The organism is Pseudomonas sp. RP-B7, from assembly GCF_059803535.1.
On the sequence record NZ_JAPFHC010000010.1, the window covers coordinates 74,921 to 100,491 of the forward strand.

Below are 25,571 nucleotides of genomic sequence, written 5' to 3' on the forward strand. Positions count from 1 at the left end.
CGGGCTTGCTCGCGAAAGCGGTGTGTCAGTCAAAGATATTCCAACTGAACCACCGCATTCGCGAGCAAGCCCGCTCCCACATTTGGATCAGTGACTGACAGAAAGATCAGCGCACGATCTTGTCGACCTGGATGCCCAGTTTTTTCAGGCGATACCAGAAGCTCCTCTCCGAAATCCCGATATTCGCCGCCGCAGCCGCCTGCACCCCATTGCTCTCCTGCAATGCCGCCAGAATGTACGCCTTCTCTACCTCAGCCAGCGCAGCGTCGAGGTCCTGGGGAATCCCCGGCCCGTCACTGAGGATCGCAGCAACGCCAGCTTCACTTGGCTTCGACGCAAACAGATACCCCGGCAGGTCGATGTCTTCGATCACCGGCGTGGCCGCCACAATCGTCGCGCGCTCCACGCAGTTTTGCAGTTCACGGATATTGCCCGGCCAGTGATACGCCGCCATCGCCTGCAACGCCTCCGGGCTGAAGCCGGTGATGCGCTTGCCGGCCGTGGCACTCAGGGTGTGGGCAAAGTGCCGGGCCAGGGGCGCGATGTCTTCCACGCGTTCGCGCAAGGCAGGCAAGGGAATCGGGAACACGTTGAGGCGGTAGTACAAGTCTTCGCGAAACTCCTTGTTGGCCACCGCCTCCAGCAGGTTCTTGTTGGTGGCGGCGATTACCCGCACGTCTACCTTGCGCTCTCGGGGGTCGCCTACCGGCTCGATCACCCGCTCCTGCAACGCGCGCAGGATCTTGGCCTGCAACGCCAGCGGCATGTCGCCCACTTCATCAAGAAACAGCGTGCCCTTATCGGCCTGCTGAAAGCGTCCGATCCGGTCCGACACCGCGCCGGTAAACGCGCCTTTGCGATGGCCGAACATTTCGCTTTCCAGCAGCCCCTCGGGGATCGCCGCGCAGTTGACCGCCACGAACGGCTTGTCGGCGCGGCTGCCATGCTTGTGGATAGCCCGCGCGACCATTTCCTTGCCGGTGCCGCTCTCGCCGGTGAGCAGGATCGTCGCGGTGCTGTCACGCACCGCGTCCACCGCCTGCAACACGCTACGAAACGCCGGGCTGTCGCCGACCAGGCTGTCGAACTGGGCGTGTTCATCCAGCTCGGCGCGCAGGCGCGCGTTGTCACGCAGGATGTCGCGAAACTGCAAGGCCTTGGCCACCGTGATGTCCAGCTCATCAATATCGAAGGGCTTGGCGATGTAGTCGTAGGCGCCGTTGCGCATCGATTGCACGGCGTTTTTCACGGTGCTGTAGGCCGTCATCACGATCACCGGCACCTGGGGATAACGCACCTTGATCTCGGCCAGCAGCGCCGGGCCGTCCATGCCGGGCATGCGCCAGTCGCTGATCACCAGGTCGATGTCTTCCTGCTCCAGCACCTTGAGCGCGTGCAGGCCGTTACCGGCAATGAAGACCTGGATGTCGTTCTGGCCCAGGGCCGATGCCAGCAGATCGCAGAGTTTGGGTTCGTCGTCGACCACCAGAATGCTATACGTCATGGTTGTCCTCGTCGTCTTGGTCAATCGCTGGAATATACAGGCTGAAGGTGGCGCCGGCATCGACCTCGCTGACGCATTCGATGCTGCCATCGTGGCTTTCCATGATTGAGTAGACCTTGGCCAGCCCCAGGCCCGTGCCCGACGCCTTGGTGGTGACGAAAGGCGTGAAAATGCGCTCGATCATCTCGGGCGCAATGCCTTGGCCGCTGTCGGCGATGCTGATTTGCGTGGTGCCGTCGCCAAGCGTGCGAATACCGACGGTCAACCGCCCACCTTCGGGCATCGCGTCGATGGCATTGAGGATCAGGTTGAGGCAGGCCTGCTTGAGCTGCTTGGCATCGGCATAAATCGTCGCGCCCGGCGCCTGATCATCGAGCTGCACATCGATCTTATGGCTGGCCAGTTCCGGCGCGCAAAAGCCGAGGATTTCATCCACCAGCGGGCGGGCCGCCTGCAACACGCGCAACGGCGGGTTGGGTTTGGCGAAGTCGAGAAACTCGGTGATCAGTTCGTTGATCCGGCTGACTTCGCTGACCACATATTCCAGATGACGCTTGTCCGTTTCCGCCAGGTCAGCGCGCCGGTGCAGCAGTTGGGTCGCCGTCTTGATAATGCCCAACGGGTTGCGGATTTCGTGGGCCAGGCCCATGGCGACTTCACCCAGGGCATGCAGGCGATCACGCCGGCGCAGTTGCGCTTCCAGGTGATGCAACTCGCCCAGGCGCTCGGTCATGTGGTTGAAGGTGCTGCTCAACTGGGCCAGTTCGTCGCCACCGCTGACCGCCACGCGGTGTTGGTAGTTACCGCAGATCACCGCACTCACCCCCTCGGACAGGTCACGCAACGGCTGGGTCAGGCGCCGTGACACCAACACCCCGGCGCCCAGGGACAACGCCGAACTGACCAGGAAGATCAGCACGAACAGATTGCTCTGGTTCACCAGCCCCACCAGGCTGGTGTGGCGCAGCAGGCCGCTGAAGATAACGCCTTGCAACTCACCGGCATCATTGAAGATCGGCCAGTACAAGCCACTGTAGTTGTTGGTGAATTGCTCGCTGGGCTGGCGCGTGCTGCGCATTGCCGCTTCGACGTCCCTGGGGATGCGCGAGGGATGATCCTGGAAACGCTGGGTCGAGAAAATCTCCGAGAAGCCCTTGGGGTTGGCCAGGTACAGGCGCAGGTCGAGGGAATGCACTTCGGCCACGCTGGTGAGGAAACTGCTGTCCAGATAGGTGGCCACCAGCAGCAGGTAATCGACGCCGTCCTTGTTGGTCTCGAACGTCGAGACCACGATGCCGGTATCGACACCCGACACACTCACGGTTTGCAGCACCGCATTGCCGGTCAGGTTGATCTGTTTGACGATGTCATCGGGCGCGGTGCTGAACATGATTTTGTGGTCGCTGACGCGAATCAGCGCCACCACGTCGATGTCCGTTGCGTCGGCAATATCCGCGGTCAGCCGGTCGTGTTTGGCGGCTTGCTTGCCCGACGGCGGACTGGCGTAGCGCAGGAACAGTTTGGCCATGCGCGCGTTGTCATGAACGATGTCGCCGATCTCGTCCTTGACGATACGGGTCGACTCTTGCAGCCAGATCCGCACGTTGCTGTCGAAAATCTGCGACAAGGTGGTGGCGGCCAACTCCGCCGCGATCATGGTGGGGATCACACTGACCAGCCAAAACGCCAACACCAGCTTGCGCTGGACGCTCCAGCGTGAGATGGCAAAGGGGCGGGCTTTCTGGCGGGTCTTGGTGATCATCAGGTTTCGCTTATCGCAGCAGCCATGGCAGGGTCGGAACGATCCGGTCGAATAAACAGTTTTACTAGCTTGAGCAGGCCGTTGACCAGCCGGTTGCGGTGCCGGAAAAACACGCTGTTGCCCTGGAACTCGCAGCCCAGGCGCAGCTTACTGGCATACCCGGCCTGTCCGCACTCGTAGACGGCAATCTTGTGTTCAATACAGTAGTCGACATTGGTCAGCCAACTGCGGAAGTACAGGTTGTAGTCACGGCTGAATTCAACGTCATGCCCGAAGAACTTGTCCACCAGGCGGTGCTCGTCCAGCAGGATCAGGTTGAACGCCACCAGGTGGTCATCCACCCAGTAAAGAACACATACCGCGCGCTCCCCAAGGCGTTCCAGCACACCGGTGAAGTAGCCAGCGGGCAGGCGCTCGAACTGCAAGTCGGCGCGGGTGAGCGTAGCTTCGTACAGGCGCATGATCTCGGGTAGCACATCGTCGATATTGCGTCGCCACTCGACCCGCGGCCCCGGTGCACGCAGTTTGCGGCGCAGGTCCTTGCGCGTGGATTTACCCAGGGAACCGAGGTAGGCGTCCACCGAGCCATAGGGCAGCGGCAACACGCCCGTGGGCAAGCTCGGCATGCTTTGGAAGCCGGCGGCGCGGCAGCTGTCGGACCAGTGCGGATCGTTGCTTGGCGCGTCCTTGACCGCTACGAGGCCGATGCCGAACTCATCGGCGTCCTGGCGTGCGGCGGCGAGCAGATGCTTGAGCAACTGCGGGCGGCGCGATTCAGGCACGCTGCTGGCGAAGCCGACGTCGCAGCGCTCGGCTACCGGGGAACCGAGGGCATACAAGCCCAACTGCAAAAGACCCGGCCACAGCCGGTCAAGGCGTTCGGTCAAACGCTTGCCGGCGCCCGACACCGTGGTGTCAAGGCGGTAATGGGTGATGAACGCGGCAGCCACGGCCACCAGCGTTCCATCTTCGTACACCGCGAGGTACCGCCATTGGAAATCCGCGATGGCGGCGCTTTCCACGGCGACGTAATAGTCCCAGTCCTCCAGAGCACCGGGAAAACAGTCATTCCAGGCACTGCGCTGGAGGGCCCGGATGCTGGGGAAGGCTTGGGCGGTAATCACATTTTTCCCTTATTGCTATGGCCAACACCATTCAACTGTGTGCAGCTTTTTGTGGGAGCGGGCTTGCCCGCGATAACAGTGGATCAGTCAACACCGCCATCGCAGGCAAGCCAGCTCCCACATTGACCTGACCTGGCTTGAGCCTTGTGTGCTGGTCAACGAACTCGGCGCTCAGCTCGATCACCCGGCGGTATTGCAGGTCGACGGTGATCATGTGATAGCAGTTGTCCAGCAGGATCTTGGTCACCGGCCCGCCCAGATGGCGCTCGACATAATCCGCGTTCCAGCGGCTGGTGATGTCGTCCTCGATGGAATGCAACACCAGCGCCGGCACGTTGATCTCGGGCATGCGTTTCTTGACCACTGCGTTCATCCGGTGCAACTCGCGCACGGTGATGCCCTCCATGGTCAACAAGCCCGCCTCGCTGCTCTCGCCCTCCTTCATCTGCCGCTCAACGATGGCCCGCAGGCGTTCGTTCTTGATGCCATAGGGCGGCTTCTCTTCGAAGCGGCAGATGTGCACGCCGAACGGGATTTTCATCAGCAACGGGGTAAGGAACGCCAGTTTGTTGATGCTCCAGCCGTCGTACTTCAAGGTGGTCGAATACAACAGCAACCCGCTCACTTGCCCCGGATGCTCGGCGGCCACGTACATCGACATCACCGCGCCCATGGACAAGCCACCGACGAACACCTGGGCGTGGCGTTGCTTGACCTGGGCGAAGGTCTTGCGCACGCCGTCGTACCAGTCCAGCCAGCCGGTGGCCTGCAAGTCGCTGTTATCGCCGCAATGCCCGGCCAGGGTGGGCACGTACACCGTGCAATTGCCCGCCTTGGCCAGGCCCTTGGCGACTTGGCGCAATTCCGTCGGCGTGCCGGTCAGGCCGTGGATCAACAAGATCCCGACCGGACCTGCACCGAGAACGAAACCGGCAGTACCTTCACCGAGGTCGATCTCAGGCGTATTCACCGTTTGGTCGCTCGCACCAGCAGTTGCTCCAGCAGCTTCAGGCCCAGGTCGATTTCCGGGTAGCTGATTTCCAGGGACGGCGCCAGGGTGATCACGTTTTTGTAGTAACCGCCCACGTCGAGGATCAGCCCGAGTTTCTGGCCGTCCACGATCATGTCGCCTTTCATGCCTTCTTCGACCATGTAGTCCAGGGTCGCCTTGTCCGGCGTGAAACCATCCGGGCCGCAGATCTCGCAGCGCAGGGCCAGGCCCAGGCCGTCGACGTCGCCGATGATCGGGAAGCGTTTCTGCAAGTCCTGCAGGCCTTCGAGGAAGTATTTGCCCTTGGCCATGACCATCGCGCCGTAGTCGACTTCGTTGGTCATCTTGAACATTTCCAGGCCTACCGCCGTGCCCAACGGGTTGGAGGCGAAGGTGGAGTGGGTCGAACCTGGCGGGAAGATCTTCGGGTTGATCAACTCTTCACGGGCCCAGATACCGCCCAGTGGGTTGAGGCCGTTGGTCAGCGCCTTGCCGAACACGATCACGTCCGGTTGCACGTCGAAGTGTTCGATCGACCACAGTTTGCCGGTGCGATAGAAGCCCATCTGAATCTCGTCGGAGACCATCAGGATGCCGTGCTGGTCCAGCACGTGCTTCAACTCACGGTAGAAGTTCATCGGCGGGATCACGTAGCCGCCGGTGCCCTGGATCGGCTCGACGTAAAACGCGGCGTATTCGCTGGAACCGACTTTCGGGTCCCACACGCCGTTGTATTCAGTCTCGAACAGGCGCGCGAATTGCTGCACGCAGTGGCTGCCGTATTCCTCCTTGGTCATGCCTTTAGGGCCACGGAAGTGATACGGGAACGGAATGAACTGCGCACGCTCGCCGAAGTGGCCGTAGCGGCGACGGTAGCGGTAGCTGGAGGTGATCGACGAGGCGCCGAGGGTACGCCCGTGGTAGCCGCCTTCGAAGGCGAACATCAGGCTCTTGCCGTTGGTGGCGTTACGCACCACTTTCAACGAGTCTTCGATGGACTGCGAACCGCCGACGTTGAAGTGCACACGACCGTCGAGGCCGAATTTCTTCTTGGCGTCGACCGCGATCATTTCCGACAGCTCGATCTTGCCCTTGTGCAGGTACTGGCTGGCGATTTGCGGCAGGGTGTCGATCTGCTGTTTCAGCGCGTTGTTCAGGCGCGGGTTGGCGTAGCCGAAGTTGACCGCCGAGTACCACATTTGCAGGTCGAGGTAGGCTTGGTCTTCGGTGTCCCACACGTAGGAGCCTTCGCAACGGCTGAAAATACGTGGCGGCTCGATGTAGTGGACGGTGTCGCCGTAGGAGCAATACTTGGCTTCTTTATCCAGAAGGATCTGGTCTTCGGCGGTAGCGATGCGGATATCAGACATGGTGGAAGAGTTCCTGGTTGTCGGCAGCAGTAAAGGAGGTGGCGTTGGCGGCGTTGCCCTGGGGCAGTCGGGCCAGCAAGGCGCTGACTTCGGCGAAGGTGTCGAAGCGCGCGTGGGGAATGTTGTGGGTGACGCAGTAGTCGGCGAGGCTGCCCTTGGCAAAGACGAAGTCGGCGGTGGAGGCCACGCACATGTCGGACTTGCCGTCGCCAATCACCAGCACGCGTTTGTTGCGCGGCGTGGATTTGCACTTGCAGTTGCCGGAGGCGGCGCGGCAGGCGTCGCTGGAATACGGGAAGTCGATGCGCCAGCTGTTCTGGTCGACCTGGCGCAGGCGGTTGGCGAGGATCGGCAACAAAGTCACGTAGTTGCGCGACAGGATGCGCGCGATGCCTTGCTCGATGCCGTCACTGACCACTTCGATGGACGCGCCCAGGCCGATGACCTGATCGACGAAGTCGGGGAAGTCCGGGTCAATCTCAACGCTGTCGAAGTACGCCAGCAGTTCCGTCGGGGTGGCCTTGATCAACGCCAGTTGGCGGCTCAGGCATTCGCGTGAACCGATATGCCCGTCCAGCCATTGCTGTTCGATGGTTTCCCACTCGGGCCCGGCGAAGCGTTGGAGGACGTTGTCGATAACATCGGTGGGGGTGATGGTCCCATCGAAGTCGCACACGATATGCCAGTCGATCATCTGTGTTTACCTTGGAAGAGCGCGCTGTATGCGCTTGCACCAGGGCTAGAGCAGGGACTGTGCCAACCGCACAAAGCCCAGCGGGGCTGGTGCTTTGCACGCTGCGTGATGGCATTTGTGTCAGCTGAGCTACAATTTTTGTAGCTTGCTACAAACAAGATCAGTGCTTGCGTCAGGGCGGCGCTTCGCGCGTTCATGCGCGCATATCCCCAGAAGGAAACGCTTCCATGCACAAGGTCAGTTCTGCTGTAGTCGCCGGTTTATTGGGGCTGTGGGGCTTTTGCAACGCGGCCCAGGCCGAGCCCATCACCGGCGAAGTCGGCGCGGGTCTTACCTATCAACCCCACGACCCGACCGGCAGCCGCTACGAAACCCGTCCCGTGCCCTACCTGGACCTGGACTGGGGCAATGTCAGCCTGAGCACCGAAGACGGCTTGAGCTGGAGCGCGCTGAAGACCCACGGGATCACCGCCGGCCCATACATCAATTACTTGCAGGGGCGCACCTCGAACGGCGAGCTGCAAGGCTTGCGCAACGTCTCGGACATGGCTGAAGCAGGCGGTTTCATCCAATACGCCCCGGCCGATTTCTGGCGCGTATACGCCCAACTGGGGCGGGCCGTTGGCGGCGGGCACGACCAAAGCGGCGTGCTGGGTAAAGTCGGCGGCGAACTGGGCTACCCGCTGGGCGGCGGCATTATCGGCAGCAGCAGCCTTATGGCGCACTTTGCCGACGCGCGCCAGACCCAGACCTTTTTCGGCGTCGACGCCAATGAGTCTGCGGCCTCGGGCTTTCGCCCGTACAACGCCAGCGGCGGCTTCCAGAATGTGACGCTGAGCCAGAGCTTCGAGTTTCCGCTGGCGCCCAACTGGTCCTTGCTGACCAGTGCCAGCTGGGTACACCTGGTGGGTTCAGCGGCAGACAGCAGCATCGTCAAGGAAACCGGGGATGTGAACCAAGGCCAGGTGCAGACGGCGATCAGCTACAAATTCAACTGATTCAACTGGAATAACATGTGGGAGCTGGCTTGCCTGCTCCCACATGGGCCTGCATTTCATAGCAGGTTGTTCAGTTTTCTTCGCCTTCGGCCAACAAGGCGATCCCGCCGATAATCACCGCCACGCCCACCCAGTGCAGCGCGCTGATATGCTCCCCCAGCCCCAGCCACGAACCGAGCAATACCACCACAAACACCAGTGAACTCAGCGGAAACGCCAGGGACAGGCTGCTGCGCCGCAGGATCAGCATCCACACGAAAAACGCGCCGATGTAGCAGGCAATCGCCGCCAGGATTGCGGGGTTGCGCGCCACCTCACCCAGCCACAGCCAGTTGAAGTCCATCTGCCCCAACTGGTCGCCGGCCACCTTGGTAAACAACTGTCCGGCGCTCTCGGTGCAGATCAGCAACGCCCACAACACCACCGTGCCAAAGCGCCCGTGTAGCCATGCGTGCGTACTCATACCTGCCCTCCTCCAATCGCCACCAACATCACGCCCAAGGTGATCACCCATGTCCCCGCCCAACGGCGACGGCTGACGGTCTCACCCAGCACCACTTTGCCCACCAGCACCACCCCGCAATACGCCAGCGCGGCGGCGGGGAACAGCAGGCTCAAGGGCGCACGGGACAAGGCTTCGAGCCAGACAAAAAACTCAATCGCATAGGCGCCGATCCCCGCCCACAACAACGGCGCATTGAATACCTGGCCCCAGAACGCGTTCAGGCGAAAGCCGCCTTCCAACTCGGGCAAACGGTCCAGGCCGAGCTTGAAACACAGCTGGCCGATCACATCCAGCACGATGGAAAACGCCACCAGTAACACCACGGTCAACGTCACGGGAACAACTCCTCAAACAGGTCGATCAGGGCCGCATTGGTGGCCGCATTGCGTTGCAGATCCTCGGGGCTCCAGCGCTCGGGTGGCGGCTGGTCGGACTTGGCTTCCCAGCGCTTGAACGCGTTGCTGAATGCGGGCTGGGCGAACTCGCCGCACACGTCGATGCCAATGATCCGCTTGCGCGCCGCCAAGGCGCGCAGGGCCTGGAGCAAGTGGCTCAGGCGCATGCCGCCCTGATCCCAATTGGTGGCGGCGTCTTCGCTGGCGAGCACGTCTTTGTCGATGGTGATCCAGATCGCCTCGGTGGGCAGGCTGTCGATCATCTGGTCGAGAAACTCAGCCCAGTCCAGCTCGGCCAAATTGCGCCAGTGCAGGTGGTTTTCCTGCTGCCGGTGCCCGGCGCCATCGCCGACCCGGCCCCAGACTTTCGAGGGTGGATGCTGCCAGGGAAACAGCTGCAATTGCCCGCGTTTGAGCGCCCCGAGGTTGCCACCGCGCAGTTGCGGGTTATGCAGGTCGTCGCTGCAGGGGCCGAGGGTGACGATGCGTTTGATCGCCGGCATTTTCAGCGCGCGATTGACCCACGAGCCACAGTGGCGCTTGGGCGCAAAGCGCACCCAGTCGGGGTGGTTATCGAAGTGGATCAGGCTGACAGGCTCTTTCAAGTCGGCGAGAAACGCCGGTGTGAGGTGGTGATAGTCGCCGGAGCCGACAAACAGGATGTCCGGCCGCGCATCCACCGGCCGGGGCCGCTGGGCCAGGCGTTGGGCGAAAGACTTCCAGGTTTTTTCGGTGGACCACAGGCGCAGCTTGGGGCCCAGGTCCAGCAGGTCGATGCGCGTGGCCTGACCGCTGGCCAGGCGCAGGGCAATCGGTGCCTGGCCGGTGAGGCTGTGGTCGAGATCAAGAATATTCAAGGCAGAGGTGCCCCCTTTATGGCTTCAGGGGGTCAATGCAAGGGCCGGGCCAGCGGGTCTCTTGTGAACAATGAGTAACCCATGTGGGAGCGGGCTTGTGTGGGAGCGGGCTTGCTCGCGAACGCGGTGGATCAGCAACAGGTTTAGTGACTGGCACTCCGCTTTCGCGAGCAAGCCCGCCCCCACATTTTTAGTTGCGGGATTCGTTGATGATCTGGCGAATCGCGCCGACAAACGCTTCAGCCGGTTGCCCACCGCTCACCGCGTACTGGTCGTTGAACACAATGGTCGGCACCGACGTCACGCCACGCGACACCCACAGTTCCTCTTGCTCACGCACCTCGGCGGCATATTCGTCAGACGCCAGAATCTCAGCCGCGCGCTTGAGGTCCAGCCCGACGCTTTCGGCGATGATCGCCAGGGTCGCGTGGTCGGAAGGGTCCTGGCCGTCGCTGAAGTACGCCTTGAACAGCGCTTCCTTGAGGTTGTACTGCAAACCTTCGAGGCCGGCCCAATGCAGCAGGCGGTGAGCATCAAAGGTGTTGTAGATGCGGCTCTGGCCGTCGGTGCGAAAGGCAAAGCCCAGCGCGGCGCCCATGTCGCGGATGCGCTCGCGGTTGGCCTGGGATTGCTCGGCAGTGGAGCCGTATTTTTCGCTGATGTGCTCGACGATGTTTTGCCCTTCGGCGGGCATGTTGGGGTTCAGTTCGAACGGCTGGAAATGGATCTCGGCCTGTACGTCGGCGCCGAGCTGGTCGAGGGCTTCGGTCAGGCCGCGCAGGCCGATGATGCACCAGGGGCAGGACACGTCGCTGACGAAATCGATTTTCAGGGGAGTACTCATGGTGGGCAACCTCGTAGGCAAAAACGCGCCAGAAAGGTTGCACGATACACCAATGTCACAACACCTTCGAAGGCTCGCCCAGGTCAATCCGCGCCAGGTGTGCCGCGTCTTGGCGATGGGCTTGCAGGTACGGCAACACCGCCGTCAGCAGCGGCGCCTTGAACGCTTCCTGGAAACGATGGGCCATGCCGGGAATCAACCTCAATTCGCTGCCCTGGATATGCGCCGCCAAGTGCACGCCGTGCATCACCGGCAACAGCGGGTCGGCGGTTCCGTGGACGACCAGGGTCGGCACGCGCAGTTGGTTGAGTAGCGGCACGCGGCTCGGTTCGGCAAGGATCGCCATGATCTGGCGCTTCACGCCATCGGGGTTGAACGCACGGTCGTAGGACAGCGCCGCCTGGTGCAACAGAGCCTGGCGATCATCCTTCACATTCGGGCTGCCCAGTGCGGCGAGCAAGTCGGCCTGCTGCTCTAGCGCCACTTCACGGTTGGGCGCGCTGCGTCGCGACAACAATTGCACCAACGCCGCATTCGGCGCCGGCAGGCCTTCGGCGCCGGAGCTGGTCATGATCAGCGTGAGGCTTTCGACTCGCTGCGGCGCCATGGCCGCCAGGTGCTGGGCGATCATGCCGCCCATGCTCGCGCCCAGCACGTGGAATTGCTGGATCTGCAACGCGTCCATCAGGCCGATGGCGTCATCGGCCATATCGGTCAGTGTGTAAGGCGCCGCCACCGGCAGGCCGAGTTTGTAGCGCAGCACTTCGAAGGTCAGGTTGGCGCTGGCCGGGGCCTGGCGCCAGGAGGACAGGCCGACGTCACGGTTGTCGTAGCGGATCACCCGAAAACCCTGTTGGCACAGGGCGACGACCACTTCATCCGGCCAGTGGATCAACTGCCCGCCCAGGCCCATCACCAGCAACAAGGCCGGGTCGGACGCACGACCGATGCTCTGGTAGGCGATGCTTACCTGAGCCAGGTCGACCGTTTGGGTCGGGACATTGACGTCACATCGAGAAGCCGCAAAAGACGGCAGGCCGAACAAGAAAGCGGCCAGTAAAAGCAACACGCGCATGAAAAACACCGAAACGCAGAACCCCAGTAGAGCGCGAGTCTGATGAAGTTTGTTCAAGCGCGCTGCCACAGTTGCGTGACAGTTTGATGAAGAGTGCCCAGCGGTCATAGTCGACAGGCCTTGCAACATGAGACAAACTCACGCTATTCCGATTCGTCACAAATTATCTTCATGGAGAGCCCGTGCTCGAAATCCGCCACCTCAAGACCCTGCACGCCCTGCGCGAAGCCGACAGCCTGGTGGAAGCCGCCGAACGTCTGCACCTGACGCAATCGGCGCTGTCCCACCAGTTCAAGGAGCTGGAAGAACGCCTGGGCATGCCGCTTTTCGTGCGCAAGACCAAGCCGCTGCGCTTCACCAGCGCCGGCCTGCGCCTGCTGCAATTGGCCGACGCCACCCTGCCGCTGCTGCGCGGCGCCGAGCGTGATATTGCGCGTTTGGCCGGTGGCACCGCCGGACGCTTGCACATGGCGATCGAATGCCACAGTTGCTTCCAGTGGCTGATGCCGACCATCGACCAGTTCCGCGACGCGTGGCCGGAGGTCGAGCTGGACCTGGCCTCCGGCTTTGCCTTCGCACCACTGCCGGCCTTGGCCCGTGGCGACCTGGATCTGGTGGTGACGTCCGACCCGCTGGAACTGCCAGGCATCACCTATGTACCGTTGTTCACCTACGAAGCCATGCTGGCGGTGGCGAACCAGCATGCGTTGGCGAGCAAATCCTATATCGTCCCCGAAGACCTGCTGACCGAAACCCTGATCACCTATCCGGTGGAGCGCGACCGCCTGGACATCTTCACCCGCTTCCTCGAACCCGCCGACGTCGAACCGGCCCAGGTGCGCACCTCGGAGCTGACGGTGATGATGATGCAACTGGTGGCCAGCGGCCGTGGTGTGTGCGGCATGCCCCATTGGGCGCTGCATGAATACAGCTCGCGCGGGTATGTGAAAGCCAAGCGCCTGGGCGAGAAAGGCTTGTTTGCGACGCTGTATGCGGGGATTCGTGCGGACATGCTGGATGCGCCGTATATGCGCGATTTCCTGCTGACGGCCAAGGACACGTCGTTTTCGACATTGGATGGGGTCAGCGCCGTCCGCTGATACTGAAAACTCTGATGATCAAAATGTGGGAGCGGGCTTGCTCGCGAATGCGGTGGTTCAGTCGAATTATCTGTACCTGACACACCGCTTTCGCGAGCAAGCCCGCTCCCACATTGGATAGGGTTTCCACAGTTGGATTTCAGTCGGTCTTCAGTTCGCGCCACATGTGGATTTTGTCGAAGTATTCGACGCCCACCCTCACCGCCAACGGTTCCAGGCCGTATTGGATGAAACCGCAACGCTGGTACAGCGCAAACGCCGCGTCATTGCCGGCGGTTACGGTCAGTTGGATCACCTTCAGGCGCGGCTGCCTGCGCGCCTCATCCAGTGCCGCCTCGACCAGTTGACGGCCCACACCCTGGTGCTGATGGCGGGCATTCACATACATGCCAAACAACGTCACCTTGTGCCACGCCTTCTCCCGAGGCTCGAACGCCAGGCCGACAATACCGACCAGTTCATCCCCTTCAAAAGCACCGAGCAATCGATCCAACGGGCTGTCCAGGCGCTTCTCCCACCAGCTCAACGGCATCGCCGCACGCTCGGCCACGCTGGAGGTGAAGGCCTGGGGATAGACGCCATACGCCTCCAGCATCAATGCCCGATACGCCTGCGCGTCACGGGCGGCCAGCGTGCGGATGATCATGCGCTGCGGCGCTGCTCAAGCATCAGGCGCACGGCCAGGGCCGCCAGCACGAAGCCCATGAAGTAACGCTGCACCGCCAGCCAGGTCGGGTTGTTGATAAACCAACTGGCAATACTCGCGGCAAAAATCGCGATCAGCGCATTGACCATAAAACTCACGCTGATCTGGGTGAAACCGAGCATCAGGCTCTGGGTGAACACCGAACCGTGCTCCGGGGTGATGAATTGCGGAAACACCGAGAGGTAGAACACCGCGATCTTCGGGTTCAACGCGCTGGTGAGAAAGCCCATGGTCACCAACTTGCGCGGGGAGTCCGCCGGCAGTTGCTGGGCTTCGAAGGGCGAGCGCGCGCCGGGCTTGACCGCCTGCCAGGCCAACCACAGCAGGTACAGCGCGCCGGCCCATTTGAGCACTTCATACGCCATTGGCACGGCGAGAAACACCGCGGTCAAACCCGCCGCCGCAGCGAACAGGTGCACAAAGAAACCCGCGACCACACCCAACAACGACACCAGGCCGGCCTTGCGCCCCTGGCAGATCGAACGAGAGATCAGGTAGATCATGTTCGGACCAGGGGTCAACACCATCAGCAGGCAGGCAGCGGCGAAAATCAGCAACTCGTTGAGTGGGATCACGGTTCAGTCCTTTGAGCCTGTGTGTCAGGCGGTGGTGGTCAGCGATGCGCGATAAAACGGCAGGATCAGGTCACGTGTCAAGGGTGCCAAAACCAGGCCGCCATCGCCGGCCGGGTCGATCCAACGCACTTCTTCAATTTCGGCGGCGGGGTTCACCGGCACGTCGATGCAGACCTTGTACAACTGCGCCTCGACGGTATAACCAGGCTCATTGGCGGCGGGTGCCGAAAAGTGCCCGAGGTACACGGCGGCGTTGGGGTCGATACGCAGGTTGAGTTCTTCGTGCAGTTCACGGGCCAGGGCTTCGGCAGGTTGCTCACCGGCGTCGATCTTGCCGCCCGGTTGCATGAACGCCTGAGTACCGCGCTTGCGCACCAGCAGGGTTTGGCCGTCGCTGCCGATCAGGAGGGCGGCGGCGATGCGGATGGTGGACGGCATGGGAGGGTTTCCTTGGGGCAAAGGGTGCAAGAATCACATGTGCGCATGAAACACAGCAATCAATGTGGGAGGGGCGGTGCGACGACTCGACCAGGCCCCTCGCGGATTTTTTACTGGAGTGCGCCTGAAGCGCCTGGGTCTTCCTTGATGAAGACGCTGTACTTGGCGCCTTCCATCGCCTCGAACGCAATCAGCTTGTCCACCAGCGGCAGGTTCAGCACCTTGCCGGCGTTGAGCAGCAGCATGCCGTTGTCGGCGTTGAGGTTGCGCGCCAGCACCATGCCGTCGGCCAGTTCGCGGGTGGTCAGCACTTTGATCGACGGATCACCGAGGGTCACATCGCTGAGGAACTTGGCGCAGGCCTGGGAGAACGCTTCCACCAGCTCCGGGTCATAGAGTCGCCCGGTGTATTTCTGGATGTACAACAGCGCCTCGCCACTGTTCATCTGCCGTTCAAGGATCAGGCCCTTCTGCAACTCGATGAAGTCCACCGCCAGTTTCAACAGGCGCGAGCCGAACGGGATCGCCTCGCCCTTGAGGTGGTCGGGAAACCCGCTGCCATCCCAGCGCTCCTGGTGGTGGCGAATGATCCGCGCCGCGTCCTTCATCGGTTCCAGGGTCATCAACAGCGATTCACTCTGGGTCGGATAGGCACGGTACTGTTCGCGGTCGGTGCTGTGCAGTTTGTCGGACGGGGCGACCAGCATGTTGTCGTTCCAGCTCAGCTTGCCGATGTTGTAGAGCGCGGCGGCCATGGTCAGGTCGCGGGTGCTGGCTTCGTCCATGCATTGGGACGCGCAGTACACGCGCACCAGTTCGATCAACGGGCGGTTGGTCTGCTTGTCCTTGGGCAGGCGCAGGTTGGCCAGCAGCGAGAACACTTCGGTGCCGGTCACATAGCTGCGCTTGAGTTCGTCGTAGGCCAGGTCGAGCATGTCGGCGGTTTGCTGCAACTCGCTGGTACGCGCGGCCACGCGTTTTTCCAGGGTGGCGTTGAGCGTCTTGAGCTGATCGTTCTGCTCCAGGGTCAGGCGCTCCAGGCGCTGATGCTCCAGGGCCTGCTGCAGGATCAGCTTGAGCTCGTCGTCATTCCAGGGTTTGCCGATATAACGGTGGATCTGCCCTTCGTTGATCGCCTTGATGATCGTCGGCAGGTCGGCGTAGCCGGTCAGCAGGATACGGCTGGTGGCCGGGTAAAGCTCGTGGACCTTGGCCAGCAGCGTGGCGCCGTCCATGTTCGGCATGCGCGCATCGCTCATCACCAGGTCGATGGGTTGCGCCGCCATGATCTCCAGCGCCTGGGCACCGCTGCCGGCGAGCACCACGTCATAGGGCTGGCCCCGCAGCAGGCGACGCAGGCTGTTGAGGATCGACTCTTCGTCGTCGACCAGCAAGATCGTAGGGTTCACAGCGAGTTGATCATCCATGGATACTGCGCCTTCAAATTAAACAGAATTGATCTAAATTGAACCATTGAGCCCGGAGGTACTGCGTCGTAGAAAAGCCTGGCCTATAAACGCCGGATGCCTCAGGGTAACAACCGGGGTTGATTTGACGCCAACTGGCCGTTGATTTCAAGGGAACTCGACTACGCTGTCAGAGCCGGTGTGCGCTTCGCTCAGCAGTGGAATCAGGGAAGGAATCGTTATGTTGTCGTACCTTACGCAGTTACGGAGCGCGTCATGAATCCGGGCTCAGGACGGGCAAACCGTCGCATTCTGATCGTCGATGACACCGCATCGATCCACCAGGACTTTCGCAAGATCCTCTGTGCCCATCCCGATGATGAACCGACCCTGGACGGCCTCGAAGAGGCGCTGTTCGGCACGGTCGCCCCGGTGCGCCAGGCGTTTGAGCTCGACTCCGCCTACCAGGGGCAAGAGGCCCTGGCCCTGGTGAACAAGGCCCTCGCGGCGAACGCCCCTTATGCCATGGTGTTTATCGACATGCGCATGCCGCCAGGCTGGGATGGCCTGCAAACCATCGAACAGCTGTGGAATGTCGACCCCAACTTGCAGATCGCACTGTGCACCGCGTACTCCGACTATTCCTTCGAAGCCATCGAGGCGCGGTTGAAGTACAACGACCAGCTACTGATCCTGAAAAAACCCTTCGACCACCTGGAAATCCGCCAGATGGCCAGCGCCCTGACCTGGAAATGGCAGCTCGCCCAAGATGTCGCGCTCAAGGTCATCGGCCTGGAACGCACCATTGAAGAACGTGTGCAGGAACTGCTGAAAGTCTCGCACCTGCTGCAATACGACGCGCTCACCGAGTTGCCCAACAGCACGCTGCTGGGTGACCGCCTGAGCCAGTCCATTGCCCTGAGCCGGCGGCATGACAAACAGTTGGCGGTGATGTTTGTCGGGCTCGACCGCTTCAAACGCATCAATAATGCGTTGGGCTACCCGGTCGGCGACGAGGTACTCCAGCAGGTCAGCCAGGGCCTGGTGGCGACGGTGCGCGATTCGGACTCGGTGTTCCGCTACGGCTCCGACGAGTTCGTCATCGTCCTCAACGACATCCAGCACCCCCAGCAAACCCAGCATGTGGCACATAAGATCCTCAAGGCCATCGGCGCCACCCGCCACGTCGCCGGGCACGACCTGAGCGTCACCGCCAGCCTGGGCATCAGCATTTACCCCAACGACAGCGGCAATGCCGTGGAGTTGATCAAGCACGCTGAAACCGCCATGCACACCAGCAAGGAGCGTGGCCCCAACGACTTCAGCTTCTATACCGAGGACATGAACCTGCGCGCCCAACGCCAGCAGAACATGGAAAGCGCGATTCGCCAGGCGCTGGACCGCGATGAGTTCGTGCTGCATTACCAGCCCAAGCTGGACCTCAAGTCCGGGCAGATCGTCGGGGCGGAGGCGCTGATCCGCTGGTATCAACCGCGCTCAGGCTGGGTCAACCCGGCCGAGTTCATTCCGGTGGCCGAAGACAGCGGCCTGATCGTGCGCGTGACCCTCTGGGTGTTGCAGCAAGCCTGTGAACAGACACAAGCCTGGCGGGCGATGGGCCTGGCGCCGTTGACCATCTCGGTGAATGTCTCGGCCATTGACCTGCGCCAGCGCGACTTTGTCGACAACCTGGCCGCCATCCTCAAGCAGACCGGCCTGCCACCCGCACAGCTGGAGCTGGAAATCACCGAAAGCGTGTTGATGCAGAACGTCGAGGAAACCGTCACCCAGCTGGAATCCATCAAGGTCATGGGCGTGCGCCTGGCCCTGGATGATTTCGGCACCGGTTACTCCAGCCTGAGTTACCTGCGGCGCTTTCCCATCGATGTGTTGAAAATCGACCAATCCTTTGTGCGCGGCATGGGTACAAACAGCCAGGACGCGCAGTTGATCAGCGCTATCATCGGCATGGGCAAGAGCCTGGACCTGAACATCATTGCCGAAGGGGTGGAAACCTTCGAGCAACTGACCTTCCTGCGCAATCAGCACTGCGAGGAAGGTCAGGGATTCTTGTTCAGCAAGGCCGTGCCATCGAAGGATTTCACCCAGATGCTGCAAGTGGGTTCCGCGACGCTGATGCCCAACCAATAAACAGCCCTATGCTTGCAAGGAGTGCTCGCTTGAGCCAAACCCCAACCTACCGTCTCATGCTCCTGCTGTGGGTGAGCCTGCCGCTGGCGGCCGCGCCGCTGGACGAAGCGCTCAAGCCGTTGCCTGCGGTGCCGGCGCTGGACCCGGCCAAAGTCGAGCTGGGTCGTCGGCTGTTCAACGAAACGCGCTTGTCGGTCAACAACACGCTGTCCTGCGCCAGCTGCCACCGCCTGGAAATCGGCGGGGGCGACGACAAACCCTTCTCCCTGGGCTTTGATGGCAAGCCGGTGCAGATCAATACCCCGTCCGTGTTCAACGCCAGCCTGAACTTCAAGCAGTTCTGGAATGGCCGGGTAGACACGCTGGAAGCGCAGGTCGAACAGGTGGTCATCAGCCCGGTGGAAATGGGCAGCGACTGGAAGACCGTGGTGCAGAACCTCACCGACCTGCCCCTCTACCAAAAAGCCTTCAGCCAGGCGTACCCCGATGGCGTCACCGCCGCCAATGTGCAAAACGCCCTGGCCACCTACGAACGCACGCTGCTCACGCCCAACTCGCGCTTTGACCAGTACCTGCTGGGCAACACCGAGATCCTGACCCTGCAGGAAAAATACGGCTACCAGCGCTTCAAGGATTACGGTTGCATCGCCTGCCACCAGGGCGTGAACATCGGCGGCAACATGTTCCAGAAATTCGGCGTGATGGGCGACTACTTCAAGGCGCGCGGCAACCCGGTCGAAGCGGACCTGGGACGCTACCTGCTGACCAAGGACGAAGAAGACCGGCACGTGTTCAAGGTGCCGAGCCTGCGCAACGTCGCGATCACCGCGCCGTACTTCCACGACGCTTCGGCCAAGACCCTGGAGAACGCGGTGGACGTGATGTTCAAGTACCAGTTGGGGCGTAACCCGACCCAGGAAGACAAGGACCTGATTGTCCAGTTTCTCAAGACCCTTACCGGCGACTGGGCGGGCAAACCTCTATGACTCTGTCTTCGCGCCGTACCAGCCAGGTGCTGTTGACCCTGGTCACCCTGCTCCTGGCCTCGACGCTGGTGTTTCTGTACCTCAAGTCGACCCGCGACCAGACCGCCAGCTACACCGAGTCACGCGACCTGATCCGCCAGCTCCAGCAACTCAACGCGCAATGGGACAGCGAAGTGCTCAAGGCACGGATCGCCATCACCCACAACTACGACCCGCTGGTCACGCCGCTCACCGATATGACCCGCTTGTGGGCCAACCTGAACGATCGCGACACCTACCACAGCCCCCAAGACCTGCCGCGCTGGCAAGCCACCAAAGCGGCGTACCAGGCCGCGATCCAGGAAAAAGCCCGGCTGGTGGACCAGTTCAAGTCGCACAACGCAGTGCTGCGTAATTCCCTGGCGTTTTTGCCGACTGCCGAAGATGACATCCAGGCCCAGTTCAATCGCTATGACGATCAAGACCGCCTGCAACTGCAAAGCGTGGCAACCGACACCTATGACCTGTTGCTCAGCAGCCTGGAGTTCGCCCAGGTCACCAGCGATGATCGGGCCGCCGATATTCTGGTGGGCCTGGGCAAACTGGAGGTCAACAAGGAACGCCTGCCCACGGAGTTCCAGGCACCGGTCGAAATTCTCAGCAATCACATCTCGCTGATCCTGCGCGAGCAACCTGTGGTCAACAACCTGCTCGAACGGATCGCTAACGTGCCCGTGGCCGAGCGCCTGGATGACCTGACCACCCACCTCAATCAGGACCAGCAAGCCGCCGACCTCATCGACCACCAATACCACCGCTACCTGCTGATCTTCTCGACCTTGCTGGTGGTGGTGCTGCTCTACCTGGCCCTGCGCCTGCTGCGCAGCTTTGCCGAGATCAACCGGGTCAACCGCGCCTTGCAGGCGGCGAACGAAACCCTGGAACAACGGGTGGAACGGCGCACCCAGCAGCTCAAGGATGCGCAAACCGAACTGCTCGACAGCGCACGCCAGGCCGGTATGGCCGAGATCGCGACCAACGTGCTGCACAACGTCGGCAACGTGCTCAACAGCGTGAACATCTCCGCCGACCTGGTCACGCGCAAACTGCGCAGCAGCAAGGCGCTGGGCCTGGGCAAGGCGATGCAGTTGATCAACGAACACCAGGCAGACCTGGGCACCTTTCTCACCCAGGATGAAAAGGGCAAGCTGCTGCCCGGCTACCTGAACCAGTTGGTGGAGGCCATCGCCCAGGAACAACACGGCATGGCCGAAGAACTGGCGCAACTGAGCAAAAGCGTCGACCACATCAAGGACATCGTCTCGACCCAGCAATCCTATGCCGGCGCATCCGCCCTGCTGGAGCCGGTGCACATCAGCGCCTTGATGGAGGACGCCCTGCGCATGAACGCCGGTGCCCTGAGCCGGCACCACGTCACGGTGGTCAAGGACTTTGCCCAGGTGCCGGAGATTCTCGCGGACAAACACCGCTTGCTGCTGATCATGGTCAACCTGATCAGCAACGCCAAATACGCCATGAGCAACCTCTCCAACCGCCCGCGGCAGATGACCCTCAGCGTGCAGCCGCTGGGCGACGGCAACCTGCAGATCAGCGTGAAGGACGACGGTGAAGGCATCCCGCCGGAAAACATGGCGCGGATCTTCACCCACGGCTTTACTACCCGCAAGGAAGGCCACGGCTTCGGCCTGCACAGCTGCGCCCTGGCGGCCGTAGAGATGAAAGGCCAGCTCAGCGCCCACAGCGACGGGCCTGGCCTGGGCGCGGTATTTACCTTGACGATTCCCCTAACCCTGGCCGGACATCCCGAATGAACCAACCGCCCAACCGGCGCATCCTGTTGATCGATGACACGCCGTCGATTCATGACGACTTCCGCAAGATCCTGATGCCCACCACCGAGTCGAACCAGGCGCTGGACGACATGGAGTCCGCCCTGTTTGGCGGTCCGGAAAAACCCCAGGCCCAGGCATTCGAGCTGCACTCGGCGTACGGCGGCGAAGAGGGCCTGGGGTTGCTGACCACCGCCATGGCCGAGCAACGCCCCTACGCCCTGGCCTTTGTCGACATGCGCATGCCCCAGGGCTGGGACGGCGCCAAGACCATCGAGGAGCTGTGGAAAGTCGCCCCCGACCTGCAAGTGGTGGTGTGTACCGCGTACTCCGACTACTCCTGGGAAGAACTGCTGGAACGTCTGCACGCCCATGATCGCTTGCTGATCCTGAAGAAACCCTTCGACAACATCGAAGTGCAGCAGATGGCCAACACCCTCTCCAACAAGTGGGACATGGCCCGCCGCGCCGCCCTGCAAACCTCGCACCTGGAGCTCTTGGTGGAGCAGCGCACGCAGGCGCTGCAAGTGGAAATCGAAGAACGCAAACACCTGGAAAGCCAGTTGGTGCAGTCGGAAAAACTCGCATCCCTGGGCCAACTGGCGGCGGGTGTGGCCCATGAAATCAATAACCCGGTGGGGTTTATCTCCTCCAACCTCAGCACCCTCGACGGCTACTTCGAGCAACTGCAACAGATGCTGGATGCCTATCGCCAGGCCGAAGCGCTGCTGCCCGCCGGCGAGCAGCGCGACCGGCTCATGGCACTGGCCAAGACCCTGGAACTGGATTTTCTGCGGGAAGACATTCCGATCCTGATCCGCGAATCCAAGGACGGTATCGGGCGCGTGGTACAGATCGTCAAGGACCTGAAGAACTTCTCACGGGTGGACACCGACCAGACCTGGCAGTGGGCCAACCTGCAACAAGGCATCGACTCCACGCTGAACATCGTCGCCAGCGAACTCAAGTACAAGGCCGACGTGGTGAAGCAATACTCACCCCTGCCGGAAATCGAATGCCTGGCTTCGCAGCTCAATCAAGTGGTGATGAACCTGGTGGTCAACGCGGCACAGGCCATGGGCCCGGAACGCGGCACCATCACTATCAGCAATGGCGTGGAAGGCGAAAACGTCTGGCTGGAAGTGGCCGACAACGGCTGTGGGATTGCCCCGGAGACGGTGCAGAAAATCTTCGATCCGTTCTTTACCACCAAACCAGTGGGCGAAGGCACGGGCTTGGGTTTGTCGCTGTCGTACGGCATCGTCAAGAAACATGGTGGCGATATTTCTGTCAGCAGCGAGCCGGGTAAGGGGACGAAATTTCGGGTGGTGATACCGATTCGGCAGACGGCGGCGTAGGGCATTAAAAACCCGGCTTTTCACCGGGTTTAAATAGGCGCTGCTACACGATCAAGCGCAATGCGCGACTTTCTCGACTTCTTTGAAGATTTGATCGCCCGTAGCAATTTCCGCGGTGCGCAGATCATAGGCCGTCTGCAAATTCAGCCAGAATTGCGCAGAGGTTTCCAATGCAGCCGCCAAGCGCAGCGCAACATCCGCGCTGATGCTGCGACGCTTCAAAACGATGTCATTCACCGTGGGCGCGGAAACGTGCAACGCCCTGGCAAGGGCGGCGGCGGTAAGGCCCAGCGGCTCCAAATACTCCTCCTTGAGAATTTCTCCAGGGTGTACGGGACGCATGCCATTTTTAAACATGATGCACCTCAGTGGTAATCCACAATTTCAACGTTTTCCGGACCATTTGGCCCCCAAATGAAACAGATCCGGAATTGACCATTGATTCGGATACTGTGCTGCCCTTCTCTGTCGCCATACAGTTGCTCCAACCGGTTACCCGGCGGTGAGCGCAAATCAGCGAGAGCAACGGCGGCATCCAACATGCTCAGCTTTCGCTCAACCACCGAGACGATGGCAGACCAGCGCCGGGTTCGACCGGTTTCAAAAAGAGTTTTGGTCTCGTCGCATTTGAAGCTTCTTATCATCGCTTAACGCTTAACGTTATTCGTTAACACAAAACTCTACATGGGTATTCAAGATATTCAACCGGCAGTTAAAGCGACCCTAAGACCTCGCGACGAGCGGTCAACACCGAAAGCAAAAAAAGCCGCTCCTGAAACAGGCGCGGCCTTCACGCAAAGAGTTATATCCCTCACGCCTCGACTTTTTTCGGACTCGACCCAAACGTCGCAAACCGCTTGTTGAACCCGGCGATCCTGCCTTCAGCCTGGGTCTTGCGTTGTTGACCGGTGTAGATCGGGTGCGAGGCGCTGGACACGTCCAGCGGGATGTAGGGGTAGGTGTTGCCGTCGCTGTGTTTGTGGGTACGGTCGCTGTCGGCGGTGGAGCCGATCAGGAAGAACACGTCGGCGGCCGTGTCGTGGAACAGTACAGTGCGGTAGTCGGGGTGGATTCCAGCTTTCATGGGGCCTCCGGGGCGTCTGGGTGCATTTCAAGTGTTATACAGTAACGCAAATCATGCAGCCAAACGAGAACCGATTGCAATAAGAATAGGCCTGCCACTTCTATGCAGAATAAACCCATAGGTTGTCTGGGGTTTCGTTACGGGCGCAGAATGGCGGATCGACCTTAGAGTCCGAACCAAGGGAACCGTATGAGCCTGTCCTTGCTAAGCCGTTACGCCTTCTTTGCCGTGTGCGTCATTTTTACCCTCGCCAGCCTCCCGTTTATCCAGCATGAATGGCTGTGGCCCATCACCGTGGTCACCGGCGTCCTCAGCCTGATCGGCATTTTCGACCTGCTGCAAAGCCCCCACGCGGTGCGCCGCAATTATCCGATCCTGGGCAATATCCGTTATCTGGTCGAAGCCATCCGCCCGGAAATCCGCCAATACCTGCTCGAATCCGACAGCGACGCCCTGCCCTTCTCCCGGGCCCAGCGTTCACTGGTGTACTCGCGCGCCAAGAACGAAACCGCTGACAAACCCTTCGGCACCCTGATCGACGTGTACCAGTCGGGCTTCGAATTTATCGGCCACTCCATGCGCCCTGCGCCGCTGAGCGACCCCAGCGCGTTTCGCGTGATGGTCGGGGGGCCGCAATGCACGCAGCCGTATTCGGCGTCGGTGTTCAATATCTCGGCGATGAGTTTTGGTTCGTTGAGCGCCAACGCGATCCGCGCGTTGAATCAAGGCGCCAAGCTCGGCAACTTCGCCCACGACACCGGCGAAGGCAGCATCAGCCCCTATCACCGCGAAAACGGCGGCGACCTGACCTGGGAACTGGGCAGCGGCTACTTCGGCTGCCGCACCAGCGATGGCCGCTTCGACCCGGAACGCTTCGCCGTGCAGGCGCAGAACCCGCAAGTGCGCATGATCGAAATCAAGATGAGCCAGGGCGCCAAACCCGGCCACGGCGGCATCCTGCCCAAGCACAAGGTCACCCAGGAAATCGCCGAGACCCGCGGCATCCAGATGGGCGAAGACTGCATCTCGCCGTCGCGCCACAGTGCGTTTTCCACGCCTATCGAATTGATGCAGTTCATCGCCCAACTGCGTGAACTGTCGGGCGGCAAGCCGGTGGGCTTCAAGTTCTGCCTGGGCCACCCGTGGGAATTCATGGGCATTGCCAAGGCCATGCTCGAAACCGGCATCCTCCCGGACTTTATCGTGGTCGACGGCAAGGAAGGCGGCACCGGCGCCGCGCCGGTGGAGTTCACCGACCACATCGGCGTGCCGCTGCGTGAAGGCCTGCTGTTTGTGCATAACACCCTGGTGGGCCTGAACCTGCGCGACAAGATCAAGCTCGGCGCCAGCGGCAAGATCGTCAGCGCGTTCGACATCGCCAGCGTCCTGGCCATCGGCGCCGACTGGGCCAACTCGGCACGCGGCTTTATGTTTGCCATCGGCTGCATCCAGTCGCAGTCGTGCCACACCAACAAATGCCCGACCGGTGTCGCCACGCAAGACCCGCTGCGCCAACGCGCACTGGTAGTGCCGGACAAGGCCCAGCGCGTGTTCAACTTCCACCGCAACACCCTCAAGGCGCTGGCCGAAATGCTCGCCGCCGCGGGCCTGGATCATCCGTCGCAACTGTCGGCCAAGCACCTCGTGCGACGCATGTCGGCGACCGAGATCAAGCTGTTCTCGCAACTGCATGTGTTCCTCAAGCCCGGCGAACTGCTCACTGGCGAAGTGAACGGCGAGTTCTATTCGCGCATGTGGCAGATGGCGCGGGCGGACAGTTTTGAACCCCATGAAGTGGTTGCCGCCTGAGGACGCACAT

The 25,571-nt window shown here is 61.3% G+C and carries 25 protein-coding genes; 7 read left to right on the forward strand and 18 right to left on the reverse strand.

The annotated features are described in order from the left end of the window. Positions 1-106: 106 nt before the first annotated feature. The 6 genes from OPU96_RS11885 to OPU96_RS11910 are packed head-to-tail and all read right to left on the reverse strand — an operon-like array spanning position 107 to position 7,445. Positions 107-1,504: a sigma-54-dependent transcriptional regulator gene (locus OPU96_RS11885; RefSeq protein ID WP_498559108.1), complete on the reverse strand. Its 1,398-nt coding sequence runs from the start codon at positions 1,502-1,504 to the stop codon at positions 107-109. Beyond that, entirely contained in the window at positions 1,494-3,266 is a 1,773-nt protein-coding gene (locus OPU96_RS11890; RefSeq protein WP_226455957.1) for a sensor histidine kinase, read from the reverse strand. Before OPU96_RS11890 ends, OPU96_RS11885 begins: the two co-directional genes overlap by 11 nt. Next, entirely contained in the window at positions 3,266-4,390 is a 1,125-nt protein-coding gene (locus OPU96_RS11895) for a GNAT family N-acetyltransferase (protein ID WP_498559109.1), read from the reverse strand. The genes OPU96_RS11890 and OPU96_RS11895 overlap by 1 nt, the downstream gene beginning before the upstream one ends. Positions 4,391-4,421: 31 nt before the next feature. Next, the gene (locus OPU96_RS11900; RefSeq protein WP_498559110.1) at positions 4,422-5,360 is read right to left on the reverse strand and encodes an alpha/beta hydrolase; all 939 of its coding nucleotides are present in this window, start codon (positions 5,358-5,360) and stop codon (positions 4,422-4,424) included. Then, positions 5,357-6,751: an aspartate aminotransferase family protein gene (locus tag OPU96_RS11905; protein WP_192297331.1), complete on the reverse strand. Its 1,395-nt coding sequence runs from the start codon at positions 6,749-6,751 to the stop codon at positions 5,357-5,359. The genes OPU96_RS11900 and OPU96_RS11905 overlap by 4 nt, the downstream gene beginning before the upstream one ends. Next, positions 6,744-7,445, reverse strand: a complete 702-nt coding sequence (locus OPU96_RS11910; RefSeq protein WP_192297332.1) for an MtnX-like HAD-IB family phosphatase — start codon at positions 7,443-7,445, stop codon at positions 6,744-6,746. The genes OPU96_RS11905 and OPU96_RS11910 overlap by 8 nt, the downstream gene beginning before the upstream one ends. Before the next feature lie 227 nt (positions 7,446-7,672). Between OPU96_RS11910 and OPU96_RS11915 the strand changes: the two genes are divergently transcribed. Then, the gene (locus tag OPU96_RS11915; RefSeq protein ID WP_226455960.1) at positions 7,673-8,443 is read left to right on the forward strand and encodes a MipA/OmpV family protein; all 771 of its coding nucleotides are present in this window, start codon (positions 7,673-7,675) and stop codon (positions 8,441-8,443) included. Between the two features lie 70 nt (positions 8,444-8,513). On the opposite strand, the gene OPU96_RS11920 is transcribed toward OPU96_RS11915, so the two are convergent. The 5 genes from OPU96_RS11920 to OPU96_RS11940 form a co-directional block, all read right to left on the reverse strand. Beyond that, the gene (locus OPU96_RS11920; protein WP_192297334.1) at positions 8,514-8,906 is read right to left on the reverse strand and encodes a DMT family transporter; all 393 of its coding nucleotides are present in this window, start codon (positions 8,904-8,906) and stop codon (positions 8,514-8,516) included. Continuing rightward, on the reverse strand, positions 8,903-9,283 hold the full coding sequence (locus OPU96_RS11925; RefSeq protein ID WP_192297335.1) for a DMT family transporter: 381 nt from the start codon (positions 9,281-9,283) through the stop codon (positions 8,903-8,905). Before OPU96_RS11925 ends, OPU96_RS11920 begins: the two co-directional genes overlap by 4 nt. Beyond that, a complete protein-coding gene (locus OPU96_RS11930; RefSeq protein WP_305392144.1) occupies positions 9,280-10,200 on the reverse strand; it encodes an arginase family protein in 921 nt (306 codons plus the stop codon). The genes OPU96_RS11925 and OPU96_RS11930 overlap by 4 nt, the downstream gene beginning before the upstream one ends. 190 nt (positions 10,201-10,390) lie before the next feature. Next, a complete protein-coding gene (locus OPU96_RS11935) occupies positions 10,391-11,044 on the reverse strand; it encodes a DsbA family oxidoreductase (RefSeq protein WP_192297337.1) in 654 nt (217 codons plus the stop codon). A gap of 55 nt (positions 11,045-11,099) precedes the next feature. Beyond that, positions 11,100-12,119: an alpha/beta fold hydrolase gene (locus OPU96_RS11940; protein WP_192297338.1), complete on the reverse strand. Its 1,020-nt coding sequence runs from the start codon at positions 12,117-12,119 to the stop codon at positions 11,100-11,102. Positions 12,120-12,301: 182 nt separating this feature from the next. On the opposite strand from OPU96_RS11940, the gene metR reads away from it, so the two are divergent. After that, the gene (gene metR, locus OPU96_RS11945) at positions 12,302-13,219 is read left to right on the forward strand and encodes a transcriptional regulator MetR (protein ID WP_192297340.1); all 918 of its coding nucleotides are present in this window, start codon (positions 12,302-12,304) and stop codon (positions 13,217-13,219) included. 139 nt (positions 13,220-13,358) lie between these two features. Here metR and OPU96_RS11950 read toward each other — a convergent pair whose 3' ends face one another. The 4 genes from OPU96_RS11950 to nosR all read right to left on the reverse strand — a co-directional run bounded on the left by OPU96_RS11950 (position 13,359) and on the right by nosR (position 16,365). Next, the gene (locus OPU96_RS11950; RefSeq protein ID WP_226455963.1) at positions 13,359-13,865 is read right to left on the reverse strand and encodes a GNAT family N-acetyltransferase; all 507 of its coding nucleotides are present in this window, start codon (positions 13,863-13,865) and stop codon (positions 13,359-13,361) included. Next, on the reverse strand, positions 13,862-14,500 hold the full coding sequence (locus OPU96_RS11955; protein ID WP_192297344.1) for a LysE family translocator: 639 nt from the start codon (positions 14,498-14,500) through the stop codon (positions 13,862-13,864). The genes OPU96_RS11950 and OPU96_RS11955 overlap by 4 nt, the downstream gene beginning before the upstream one ends. Before the next feature lie 24 nt (positions 14,501-14,524). Next, complete coding sequence (locus OPU96_RS11960; protein ID WP_192297346.1) at positions 14,525-14,938, reverse strand: NUDIX hydrolase; 414 nt, start codon at positions 14,936-14,938, stop codon at positions 14,525-14,527. 110 nt (positions 14,939-15,048) lie between these two features. Then, entirely contained in the window at positions 15,049-16,365 is a 1,317-nt protein-coding gene (gene nosR / locus OPU96_RS11965; RefSeq protein ID WP_192297348.1) for a response regulator c-di-GMP phosphodiesterase, NosR family, read from the reverse strand. Positions 16,366-16,620: 255 nt separating this feature from the next. Here nosR and OPU96_RS11970 point away from each other — a divergent pair, with 255 nt between their 5' ends. From OPU96_RS11970 to OPU96_RS11985, 4 genes are read left to right on the forward strand one after another with little or no spacing between them, the layout of a single operon-like run. Continuing rightward, the gene (locus tag OPU96_RS11970) at positions 16,621-18,495 is read left to right on the forward strand and encodes a putative bifunctional diguanylate cyclase/phosphodiesterase (RefSeq protein ID WP_305392141.1); all 1,875 of its coding nucleotides are present in this window, start codon (positions 16,621-16,623) and stop codon (positions 18,493-18,495) included. 56 nt (positions 18,496-18,551) lie between these two features. Next, positions 18,552-19,481, forward strand: a complete 930-nt coding sequence (locus tag OPU96_RS11975; protein WP_225595308.1) for a cytochrome-c peroxidase — start codon at positions 18,552-18,554, stop codon at positions 19,479-19,481. Further along, positions 19,478-21,292, forward strand: coding sequence for a DAHL domain-containing sensor histidine kinase (locus tag OPU96_RS11980; RefSeq protein WP_498559111.1), 1,815 nt, complete (start codon positions 19,478-19,480; stop codon positions 21,290-21,292). Before OPU96_RS11975 ends, OPU96_RS11980 begins: the two co-directional genes overlap by 4 nt. Then, the gene (locus OPU96_RS11985; protein WP_305392139.1) at positions 21,289-22,668 is read left to right on the forward strand and encodes an ATP-binding protein; all 1,380 of its coding nucleotides are present in this window, start codon (positions 21,289-21,291) and stop codon (positions 22,666-22,668) included. The genes OPU96_RS11980 and OPU96_RS11985 overlap by 4 nt, the downstream gene beginning before the upstream one ends. A gap of 51 nt (positions 22,669-22,719) precedes the next feature. On the opposite strand, the gene OPU96_RS11990 is transcribed toward OPU96_RS11985, so the two are convergent. From OPU96_RS11990 to OPU96_RS12000, 3 genes are all read right to left on the reverse strand, one after another. After that, positions 22,720-23,025 (reverse strand): HigA family addiction module antitoxin, encoded by a 306-nt coding sequence (locus OPU96_RS11990; RefSeq protein ID WP_192297357.1) that lies wholly within the window; start codon positions 23,023-23,025, stop codon positions 22,720-22,722. 8 nt (positions 23,026-23,033) lie between these two features. After that, the gene (locus tag OPU96_RS11995) at positions 23,034-23,312 is read right to left on the reverse strand and encodes a type II toxin-antitoxin system RelE/ParE family toxin (protein ID WP_498559112.1); all 279 of its coding nucleotides are present in this window, start codon (positions 23,310-23,312) and stop codon (positions 23,034-23,036) included. 167 nt (positions 23,313-23,479) lie between these two features. Then, positions 23,480-23,752, reverse strand: coding sequence for a type B 50S ribosomal protein L31 (locus OPU96_RS12000; RefSeq protein ID WP_463983302.1), 273 nt, complete (start codon positions 23,750-23,752; stop codon positions 23,480-23,482). Positions 23,753-23,941: 189 nt separating this feature from the next. Here OPU96_RS12000 and OPU96_RS12005 point away from each other — a divergent pair, with 189 nt between their 5' ends. Next, complete coding sequence (locus OPU96_RS12005) at positions 23,942-25,561, forward strand: FMN-binding glutamate synthase family protein (protein WP_226455968.1); 1,620 nt, start codon at positions 23,942-23,944, stop codon at positions 25,559-25,561. The last annotated feature ends 10 nt before the right edge of the window (positions 25,562-25,571 follow it).